Below are 10,887 nucleotides of genomic sequence, written 5' to 3'. Positions count from 1 at the left end.
CGCTGCTGCGCTCGCCGAGCTCGACGGCGTCGGCCAGGCACACGTCCGTAGTGTCGAGCTCGACGGCCGACCCCATCTGGTCGGATACGTGACTCCGGACGAGCGGAAACGAGCTCTCGACCCCACGGCTCTCAGACGTGAACTCGGTGAGACACTTCCCAAGTTCATGCTGCCGACTTCGCTCGTCGTCGTCGACGTACTTCCTCTCACGACGAGCGGAAAGGTCGACGGAAGCCGGCTTCCCGCACCGCCTCCGGTGCAGAGCGGGCTGGATGGGGAACTGCCGGGAACTCCGACCGAGAAATTGATCGCCGAGGCTTTCACGAAAGTCCTCGGGGCCTCCGAGGTCTTCCTCGACGACGACTTCTTCGACCTCGGTGGCGATTCGATCAGTTTGATCCAGGTCGTGGGTCACGTGCGTCGAGGTGGCGTCGGTTTGACCGCACGGGACGTCCTGTCGGCCGGCAGTACACGAGAGATGGCGCTGATCGCCGACTCACTGTCGAATGTCGTGGCAGCCGACTCGGGCATAGGAACGGGTCCGCTGACGCCGCTTGCGGTCGAAATAGTCTCCGAGGGCGCATACGAGAGCATCTACCAGTCGATGATGCTCGTGACCCCCGCCGGCGCGACCGAGGATGTCATCACGACACTCGTCACCGCGTGGCTCGTACGGCACGACGTACTGCGGAGTCGCCTCGTCCCCGACGAAAGAGTCGAGTGGGCACTCGAAGTCGGACCGGCGGATCGACCCCTGGCATACAACGCCGAACCCGTTCGGCACGTCGATGTCACCGGACTCGGCTTCGACGATGTCGACGAGCTGCACCGAGCTGCGGTGTCCCGGTTGAATCCTCGGTGCGGAGTCATGGTCCAGACAGTGCTGTTGACCGATTCGAATTCCGATACCGGGCGACTCATCGTCGTGCTGCATCACCTCGTCGTCGACGGTGTCTCCTGGCGACTGCTGGCCGAGGACTCGGGATACCTCTGGCGGGCGCTGTCGGAACAGCCGACATTGCCGGCCACCGAGGTCGCAGTGTCCGAGGGTTTGCTGCCGGTGATCACCTCGATGCGTGCGTGGGGCGAGCGGTTGGTCGAACTCTCGCGTACCGCGGCTGTCGTGGACAGTCTGGATCATTGGACGCGGGTGCTGGGCGGGGTTCGACCGCTCGAACATCGGTTGTCGGACCCGCGGATCGACACGAGAACCTCGATGCAGTGGGTCGTTCGAGACATCGAATCGGTCGTTGCTGCAGCCGTATTGGACGATGCTCCGGCGTTCTACGGCGTCAAGATCAACGACGTTCTGCTGTACACGCTCGGCCTCGCGTTCGCACGCCGGACCGTGGAGGCCGGTGGAGTCCGAGGCCCGCTCGTGGTCGGTCTCGAAGGTCACGGACGAGAGGAGTCGGTGGTCGACGAGTCCGACGTGTCGCAGACTGTCGGTTGGTTCACTTCGGTCTTCCCCGTGGCCATCGACACCGGGGTCAGCGGAACGTCGTGGCCCGAGGTCGGACGCGAAGTACTCGCTGCCGACATCGATTCGGTGTCGAAGTCTCTGGAGACCGCACCGCATCGAGGCCTGTCCTACGGTCTGCTGCGTACCTACAACCCGGCGACGCGTGATCTCGTGCGATCGATGGACAAACCCCAGGTCGTCTTCAACTATCTGGGGAGGTTCGGTTCCTCGGCCGACGCGGGCGAGTTGGAGGGCGTGGGCGCGCCTCTCGTACCGTGGCTGAGTGCGCCCGAGCGCGAGGGGCTCGGTGGCGGCAGCCTCGACCCGAAGACTCCGGCGCCCGGCGCTCTCGACATCAACATCATCGCGTTCGACCAGCCGTCGGGTGTGTCGTTGGAACTGTCGATAGCGTATGCACCGCAGGCTGTTTCGGCATCGTACGTCGAGGGGCTCGCGGAATCCTGGGCCGAGGCGTTGGACTGGGTCGCTTCGGCGATGCGGCGCTAGTCGCGGCGGCTGGACCGTCGGAAGGTGGGGAGAATTCTGCTCCACCCGACCGGTATGAGCCTATGCTAACCTAACGATTCTCGGAGCGGGTTCGAAGCGACCTGCAAGAAAGGGGACTACCGAAATGGCGTCATTGGGGCGTCGACTCGTGCTCGGATGTGCAATCCTGGGGCTCGCCACAGGATTTGTCACCTCGTGTTCATCGGAGTCGAATGATTCACCGGACACCACCACGGCAGCCAACTCGGCCGCCGACGGTGTAACCGAATATCCACTGACCCTGACCACGCCCTACGGTGAGACGACGCTCGACGCGGCACCGGAACGGATCGTCACACTGGGCTGGGGAGACGAGACAGATGCTCTGTTGGCCCTAGGGATCGTTCCGGTTGCCAGCCCGTTGAGCAGTGGCGGATACGACTGGGTCAAGCCGATCTCGGACGACCTTTTCGAGGTCGACGCCTACAACCTCGATTTCGAGGAGCTGCAGGAGCTGTCGCCCGACCTGATCGTCAACTTGACCGACGACATTTCGGCCGATTACGACAGGTTGAGCCAGATCGCCCCGGTCCTGACGTATTCGTCCGACCAGGGAACCATTCGAGACTGGCGCGAATCCCTCGAGTTGATCGGCACCACCGTCGACCGCGAGAACAAGGCCGACGAACTCATCGCCGAGGTCGACAGCAAGATCGCCGCTGCCAAGGACGCGAACCCCGAGTTCGAGGGCAAGACGCTGACATACGCGATGGACTACGGCGGCGATACCGGCATCTGGTACCAGACCTTCGACGGCTCCGCGCCACAGAAGCTGTTCCAGTCGCTCGGATTCGCAGCTCCCGCTGACGCTGACGACTTCAGCGAAGGCGCGCAAGAGGTCAGCAACGAGCGTCTCGACGTCCTCGACAGTGACGTGATTCTGATCAGCGCTGTGCGAGAGGGCAATCTCGACGCCTTCGAGAAGAGCGCAGTGTTCCGTGAGCTGCCGGGTGTCAAGGGCGGCGGTTACTTCCCACTCGTCGAGCCGGCGGAGAACCCGCAGATCTCGTGGTCGATTCGCTCTCCTTCGGCTTTGAACGTGCCGTGGGTGCTCGACAAGCTGACCCCGATTCTGCAGGACGCCACCGCTGGAAATGGAAAGAAAATCGATGGGTGACTTCAGGCGTCGCGCCGCGATTTCTCTGATGGCTGCCGCCGTGCTCGGTCTTGGTATGACCACGGCGTGCTCGAACAGCGACAGTGCAAGTGACGAGCGAACATTCGACCACGAGTACGGCACGACGACGGTGCCGAGTGCACCGGAACACGTCGTGACGCTCGGTTACATCGACGTCGACTTCGCGCTGTCGCTCGGTGTCGTCCCGGACCTTGCGCTGTCCTGGGTGCCGGCCTACGAAGAGGCGCCCTGGGTCACCGAGCAACTGGGTGATCAGGAGATCACGTACGTCGACGACATCGACTTCGATCAGATCAAGGAATCGAAGCCGGACCTCATTCTGGCGATCAACAACTTCGACATCGACCAGAGTACGTACGACGAACTCTCCGAGATCGCACCTACGATCGTGCAGGAGAAGAAGTATCGAGACTCGGTGACGAAGACGCCGTGGAACGAACAACTCGATATCACTGCGCGCGCGTTGTACCGCGACGAAGAAGGCCAGAAGCTCGCCGACGAGGTGAACGCCAAGTTCGACGAGATACATCAGGAGTATCCGGAGTTCGCCGGCAAAACCGTCGCAGTGGACGATCCCGAAGGGCCCGGTGCTCATGCGGTTCCCGAAAAGGGCTTCAACGGCCGTGAGTTGATCGACGCGCTCGGTTTCGAGGTTCCCGAGCAGGAACAGCGCGAGATATCGCAGGACGACATCTCGCTGTTCGACGCAGATGCTCTGGTCGTGATCAACCAGAGTGCCGAGGACCTGCGTGCTGACCGCGACTTCGCCGGGCTCGGCGTCGTCCGTGAAGGACGAACTCTGTACATCAATGTCGATACCGATCTCGGTGTCGCGATGGTGTATTCGGGACCGTTGGCGCTGCTGTACTCGGCGGATATCATCGCACCTGAACTGCACAAAGCTTTCTCGGGTGACGCCGTCGCCGATGTGTGGGGCACCTAGAACTCGACAGAAGTCCCAGCGTCGGCAGCGGCAGGCCGTCGTGTCCATGATTCGGATACGACGACCTGCCGTCGCGGCGTTCACTCCAATTGTTTTTCGGAGTTGTTGCAATCGAGCCAGTGAAAGGGAGTCTTCGATGCCGTCTCTCGACGCAGCGGAGCCCGCGCGCGGGGAGACCGATCCACGTGAGGCGCGCGCCGGGTTCGCGACGTCGAGATCTCGGCGCCTGTTGTGGTTGATGGTCGGATTCGTTGTCCTGATCGTCATCGCCCTGTTGAGTCTGTCGATCGGAGCGCGGCCGGTGCCCATCAGCGCTGTGGTGCAGTCGCTGTTTCGGTACGACGGGTCTCCGGACCACTATGTCGTTGTGTACGAGCGACTTCCGCGTACGATCTTCGGGCTTGCCGTCGGGATCGCGTTGGGCGTCGCGGGCGCGACTATGCAGGCGTTGACCCGCAACCCTCTGGCAGACCCTGGACTACTCGGGGTCAACGCAGGAGCCGGATTCGCGGTGACGTGCAGTATTGCCTTCCTCGGAATCCAATCCGTCTGGGGCTACATGTGGTTCGCGTTCGCGGGCGCGATCGCGGTGTCATTGCTGGTGTATCTCGTCGGGGCGACCGGTAGGTACGGTGCCACCCCTGGTCGGCTGCTGCTCGCAGGCGTGGCGATCGGTGCCGTACTCGGCGGTTTCGATACCGCGATCAACCTACTCGACCTCACTGTTTTCGAAGCACGGCTGCATTGGGGTGTGGGGTCGCTCGTCGGGCCCGGATTCGACATCGCCGTGGCCACAATACCGTTCATGGCGCTCGGGGTGATCCTGTCGCTGTGTATCGCATCTTCGCTCAACTCGATCGCGCTCGGCGACGATCTTGCGAGCGCACTGGGTACCGATGTCGTGCGGATCCGGATAATCGGCGTCATCGCGATCGGACTGACGTGCGGCGCCGCCACTGCGGCCGTCGGGCCTATCGCCTTCATCGGCCTTGTCATTCCGCACATCGCGCGGTGGATCGTCGGCCCCAACCAGCTCTGGATCATGCTCTATACGATGGTGGGAGCTCCGGCACTGCTCCTGACCGCCGATATCGTCGGGCGGTTGATTCTGCGGCCGGGTGAGGTCGAAGCCTCCATCATCACAGCGTTCCTCGGTGCACCAGTGCTGGTGTATCTGGTTCGCCGCAAGAACGCGAGTGGACTATGACGAGGAGTCTCGGACGGTCCCGTCGGAAGGCGGATACCTCCCCGGTCGATTTCGGTCCCGACGTGTCACTGTTTCATGTCGGAGATCGGGTATCGGTACGAGTCCATCGACGGGTGATCAAGATCTGTCTGTTGCTCGGCGTGCTATGTCTCGGTCTCGTCGTGCTCGGCCTGGTTTCGGGTAGTTCGAACATCTCGTTCGGTGAGGTGGTGCGCGTCTTGCTCGGCGACGAGGAGTCACGTCATCGAGTGACGATCATCGAATGGCGACTGCCTCGGGTCCTCCTCGCCCTCACGCTCGGTGCAGCGTTGGGTCTCAGTGGCGCGATCTTTCAGTCGATCACCCGCAATCCGCTGGGCAGCCCGGACATCATTGGGTTCGGAATGGGTTCCTACGCCGGGGTTCTCGTGGTCACTCTCGTATGGGGTTCGGGATACGTCGGACGTACGGGTGGCGCGATCATCGGCGGACTCGTGACCGCCGTCGTGGTATATCTCTTGGCATTCAACGGTGGGGTACGAAGCTTCAGGCTCATCATCGTCGGAATCGCGATGGCCGAGTTTCTCGGCTCCATCACGTCCTACCTGATGTTGAGGAGCGACGTGCAGCTGAGCCACGCGGTCGCGATGTGGGGCGCGGGATCGCTGAACGGTCTCGGTTGGAAGCAGGCGTTCCCCGCGATGGTCATCATGGTGTTGTCGGTGCCTGCGCTCGTGTGGGCAGGTCGAGCGTTGCGGATGCTCGAACTCGGCGACGACTCGGCAAAGGCATTCGGAATTGCCGTCGAGCGCAACCGATCTGCCCTCATCTTTCTCGGAGTCGGGCTGACGGCGCTGTGTACCGCGGCGGCAGGACCTATCGCGTTCATTGCGCTGGCCGCACCACAGATCGTTCGACGGCTCAACGGCGGGGTCAGTGTGTCCCTCGGGTCCGCGGCAGCCATGGGTGCATTCATGCTCGGCGCGAGCGACTGGATTGCCGAAAATGCGTTGCCCACACGTGTGCCCGTCGGTGTGGTGACCGTCTCGGTCGGAGGGATGTATCTCGTGTGGCTTCTCGTTCGTGAATCGAGGCGTGAGGCTTAGAACCTACCCTGCTAGGGTAGGCAAGCCTAAGCTGCGGGGGAAACTGTGCAGCTCTGTGATCCCGCTAGGAGACTCGCTTTGACCGATATCACTGCTTCTTCGACCGTCGACGGTGTGCTGAATGGTCAAGCGGGGCTGTGGTTTGCTGAACAGTTGGTACCCGACTCGTCGGGATTCGTCGTCGCGCAGCGATGGACGTTGAGCGGGTCGGTAGACGTGCCACTGCTCGTGACTGCTGTGCGCGACGCCGTGAATGCGTATCCGGAGTTTGCACTCCGCTACGAATTCGCCGAAGTGGGTCTGGTCGGGATTCCGTCCGAGCAGACCGACATCGAGGTGGCCAGCGAGGACTTCTCGGGGCAAGCGGACCCGTCCGCATCTGCTCGCACGTGGATCGACCGGCGAATGGGCATGCCGATCTCGTCGGCAACCGGGCCGCTGGTCGAGGCCTCGGTGCTACGCATTTCCTCCGATGAGGTCAGCGTGTTGCTCCGAGCGCACCACATCGCGATCGATCTCTTCGGACTCGGCGTTCTCGGCCGCGCCGTGGGAAAGGTGTATACGGCTCTGGCGCAGCAGGTTCCAGTCCGCGTGCCGCTGTACAGTTCGTACGACGGCGTGCGAGCGGAGGAGCTGGACTATCTGCAGTCCGCGCGCGCCGTTGCAGATCGCGAATTCTGGGCTCGTTATCTCACCGGCGCGCCGGACGCTGTGGTACTCCGTGAGGCAGGTGTGGTCGAGACTGCGCGGACAGTCCGGACGTACTCCCGCACTCTGTCCAGCGAGGTGACCGCCGCGCTTCTGGAGGTAGCGGCGCGAACGGGCGCATCGACCACGTGGATCGATGCGATTACCGCAGTCGTGGCAGCCTACGCAGCCGGTGTGCACGGAGGAAGCGAGGTGATGATCAACGTTCCGATGATGAATCGCTTCGGCACCAAGGCGTTGAACGTTCCCACCACGTTGGTCAACGTGGTTCCGGTTCGCTTCCGGGTCGATCCGAAGATGGGTGCAGACGAGGCGATCCCACGCGCCTGCAGCGCGCTGCGTGAGATTCTCGCGCACAAGAGCTTTCACGGTGAGTCCATCGATCGAGTGTCGGACGTACGGGTGCAGGGTCTGACGCTCAACATCAAACCGTTCTCGGAGGACTTCCGTATCGGGGATTTCCCCGTCGCCGTGGAATCGCTTGCCCGCGGACCGGTGCGGGACAGCTCCTTGCACGTTTCCCGCGTCGGCGAACACATCGAGCTGTTGCTCGACGTCGATGCCGAGCGCTATTCGGGCGTAGAAGCATCTCAGGTGCTCGACGATCTGGTGCTGTTCGCCGAGCAGTTCGCGGGAGGGGCGGCAGCGGCACGGTCAGGCGTCCGCCCGCCGCCCGAGGCCGGTCTCGGCGACACGGTCCCCGTGCGAGCGATCGACTCTGTCGCCGAGCTCTTCACTGCCGCGGTGTCCAGAGATCCGGACCATCCCGCCATCATCACGTCCAGCGGCGAACGCGTCTCCTACGGTGAACTCGGCGCGGCCGTACGGACCCTGTCGCGGTCTTTGCGCAGTCACGGCGTGCGACCCGATGTCTGTGTCGCGATCCTTCTTCCTCGTTCGGAGGCATTGCTCACGGCTCTGTGGGCAGTGATCGATTCGGGTGGAACCTACGTACCGGTCGACCCCGACTTTCCCGCCGAAAGAATTGCGCACATTCTTCAGGACTCGGCGCCCGCGGTGGTTCTCACCGACAGCGCGAATGCGGAGACGTTCGGCTCTCTGCTGAGTGGGCTCGGCGCCGTTGTCATCACCGATGGCACGGAGCCTGACGCACACGTGGCCGGCCCGAACGCATCCGCACAACCGGAACCTCGCGCCGAGAACCTGTTGTACGTCATCTACACCTCCGGATCGACCGGGCGTCCGAAAGGGGTGGCTGTCCCACGCGGAGCGGTCGACAACTTCGCCTTCGACATGACACGGCGGTTCGGCTGGGATGCCGGCACGACCGTGCTTGCGGTCACCACCGTCTCGTTCGACATCGCAGTTCTCGAGTTACTTGCCCCACTGACGGTGGGTGCTACGGTCGCGCTTGCGTCCGACGAACAGGTGCACGATCCGAATCTGTTGGCGCAGTTCATTTTGCAGAACGGCATCACGGCTGTGCAGGCAACGCCGTCGCTGTGGAGCGCCATGCTGGAAAATCCGGCGACGGATCTGAGCGATGTGACGGTGCTCGTGGGCGGAGAGGCCGTGCCCGTCGCGGTCGCCGCCGAGCTGTCTCGCCGAGCGCTGTCTGCGACGAACATGTACGGACCGACCGAGACCGCGATCTGGTCGAGCGTGGCCTCCCTCCATGTCGATGTAGAACCGACGATCGGGCGTCCGATCACCAATACACAGATGTACGTGCTCGACGCGTGGTTGCGTCCTGCCGGTGCTGGATCGACAGGTGAGCTCTACATCGCGGGGGCAGGCGTCGTGCGTGGCTACCGTGGCAACGCCGAGCTTACGGCCGCGCGGTTCGTCGCGAACCCGTTCCGGGGCGAAGACACCAACGACCGTCTGTATCGAACCGGTGATCTCGTGCGCTGGAACGACAACGGCGACCTGGAGTACATCGGGCGCAGCGACTTTCAGGTCAAGGTTCGCGGGTACCGGATCGAACTCGGTGAAGTGGAGCGTGTGTGCAGCCAGGTACCTGGAGTTACCGGTGCCGTGGCGATGGCAATCGGCGAGGCCGACAGCGCTCGACTTCTGACGTACGTCACCCTCGCCGACGGTGTCGTTGTGGAACAGAACGACATCAAGAAAGAGCTCGCGAAGTCACTTCCGCACTACATGGTGCCGTCGGTGGTGGTGATCCTCGATCGCTTCCCGCTGACGCCGAACGGAAAGGTGGATCGAAAAGCGCTGCCGGTCAGCGGACTGTCCGTCGACCGATCGGACCGAGTGAAGCCGTCGACCGAGCTCGAACGCAGGCTCGCAGACCTCTACTCGGAACTGCTGGGTATCGACGAGGTGGGTATCGACGACGACTTCTTCGGCCTTGGCGGTACGTCGCTGCTGGCGACCAAGCTGAGCGTGAGGATCAACGGACTTCTCGACGTCGCGACCAGCCTACGTGAAGTGTTCGATCATCCGACGATCGAGCAACTGGCCGAACACATCTCGGAGGTGGGGACCGCGTCGCAGAGTGCGATCGGCGACCTACCTCGCGGACCGGAAACCCCCGCCACACCTGGGCAGAGTGCACTGTGGCTCCTGGACCAGGTGAGCGGGCCGTCCGATCAGTACCTCATCCCGCTGACCCTGGACTTTCCCGCCTCCATCGACCGCGGTCGCCTGCTGCGTGCCCTGGACTACGTGGTCGAACGGCATGAGGTACTTCGAACGGTCCTGGAACCGGACGAAACATACACGGTTCGCCAGCGCGTGGTTCCGGTCGAGGACGCGTTGGCGTTCGTGCGGGCGCACACGACCGAGGTGACGCTCGACGGCCACGAAGATCCGCAGGCTGCGAGCGAGCGAGAGCTCCGGCCGATCGACATCAGCAGCGGAGTTCCATTTCGTGTCGCGTTGTTGACCACCGACCAGACGACGCGGATGCTGTTCGTCGTTCATCACGCATTCTTCGACGAGTGGTCGATTCCGGTGTTCGTCGACGACCTCTCGTACGGATTCCGCCTCGGCGCCGGTGCAGGGGCCGGACGACCGAGCGCGGTGCAGTACGGTGATTACGCTGTCTGGCAACGTGAGTCACTCGGCGACGCCGGTGACCCTGGTTCGCGCCTGTCGGAGATTCTGCCGTACTGGGCTGGAGTGTTGCGCGGGGTCTCGCCGCTCAACGGACTGCCGGTCGAGGGTGTACGCGGTGATCGGCCGAGTGATGCTGCGGCGAAGACCGTCGACGTCGACGTCGACGTGCTCGGGCAATTGCGTAGCACGGCAGACGCTCTCGGTGTAACGGTGTATTCCGTGCTCCATGCGGGGCTGGCGCTCGCTCTGAACGCGTTCGGGGCAGGCGAGGATGTCGTGATCGGAGCCCCGGTGGGCGGTCGCACAGCGCCGAGATCGGACGAGGCGATCGGGTATTTCTCCAACACCGTGCCACTTCGATTCGATATGTCGGGAAACCCGCGAGTCCGGGAGTTCGTCGCACGGGTTCACCGAACCGTGTTGGACGGGTTCGCGCATCAGGACGCGCCGCTCGCCGAGATAGTGCGCGTGGCAGGGGCTGCGCGAACGGAGTTCGCGCACCCGATCACTCAGGTACTTTTGACATATCAGCCGTGGTCGGCTCCCGTGGAGTTCGCCTCTGGCATCGCGGTCGAGCAGGGCTTTGTGTTCCCGTCCACGGCGAAGATCGATCTGGACATCACCGTGATCGAGACGCAGGACGGACTCAACGTAGATATCCGTTATGCCACAGACTTATTCGAATCAAGCACGATGACTCGATTCGCGGGTGTTCTCCAGAGTGCACTGGAATTCCTGGGTGGTGATCTCGATGCTCGT

At 63.0% G+C, this 10,887-nt stretch carries 6 protein-coding genes; all 6 read left to right on the top strand.

Annotated elements, in window-relative coordinates; genetic code table 11:
* Nucleotides 1-1,969, top strand: a 1,969-nt coding sequence (locus RY1_RS29075) for a condensation domain-containing protein (RefSeq protein WP_245820001.1), incomplete at its 5' end; no start/stop codon positions are given.
* Nucleotides 1,970-2,093: 124 nt separating this feature from the next.
* Nucleotides 2,094-3,125, top strand: coding sequence for an iron-siderophore ABC transporter substrate-binding protein (locus tag RY1_RS29070; RefSeq protein ID WP_072807523.1), 1,032 nt, complete (start codon nt 2,094-2,096; stop codon nt 3,123-3,125).
* On the top strand, nt 3,118-4,089 hold the full coding sequence (locus RY1_RS29065) for an ABC transporter substrate-binding protein (protein WP_072807522.1): 972 nt from the start codon (nt 3,118-3,120) through the stop codon (nt 4,087-4,089). The genes RY1_RS29070 and RY1_RS29065 overlap by 8 nt, the downstream gene beginning before the upstream one ends.
* Before the next feature lie 136 nt (nt 4,090-4,225).
* Complete coding sequence (locus RY1_RS29060; protein WP_072807521.1) at nt 4,226-5,296, top strand: iron chelate uptake ABC transporter family permease subunit; 1,071 nt, start codon at nt 4,226-4,228, stop codon at nt 5,294-5,296.
* Between the two features lie 62 nt (nt 5,297-5,358).
* The gene (locus RY1_RS29055) at nt 5,359-6,381 is read left to right on the top strand and encodes a FecCD family ABC transporter permease (RefSeq protein WP_245820000.1); all 1,023 of its coding nucleotides are present in this window, start codon (nt 5,359-5,361) and stop codon (nt 6,379-6,381) included.
* 78 nt (nt 6,382-6,459) lie between these two features.
* Nucleotides 6,460-10,887: non-ribosomal peptide synthetase (locus RY1_RS29050; protein WP_169914870.1), on the top strand; the 4,428-nt coding region annotated here is incomplete at its 3' end.

This window comes from Rhodococcus yunnanensis NBRC 103083 (assembly GCF_001895005.1).
Lineage (GTDB): Bacteria > Actinomycetota > Actinomycetes > Mycobacteriales > Mycobacteriaceae > Rhodococcoides > Rhodococcoides yunnanense.
The sequence above is the reverse complement of the archived record's forward strand: the minus strand, read 5'-3'. Positions and strand labels throughout refer to the sequence as shown.

Coding starts and splice junctions, on each gene's coding strand:
- RY1_RS29070 (WP_072807523.1), top strand. CDS start 2,094: ATGGCGTCATTGGGGCGTCGACTCGTGCTCGGATGTGCAATCCTGGGG.
- RY1_RS29065 (WP_072807522.1), top strand. CDS start 3,118: ATGGGTGACTTCAGGCGTCGCGCCGCGATTTCTCTGATGGCTGCCGCC.
- RY1_RS29060 (WP_072807521.1), top strand. CDS start 4,226: ATGCCGTCTCTCGACGCAGCGGAGCCCGCGCGCGGGGAGACCGATCCA.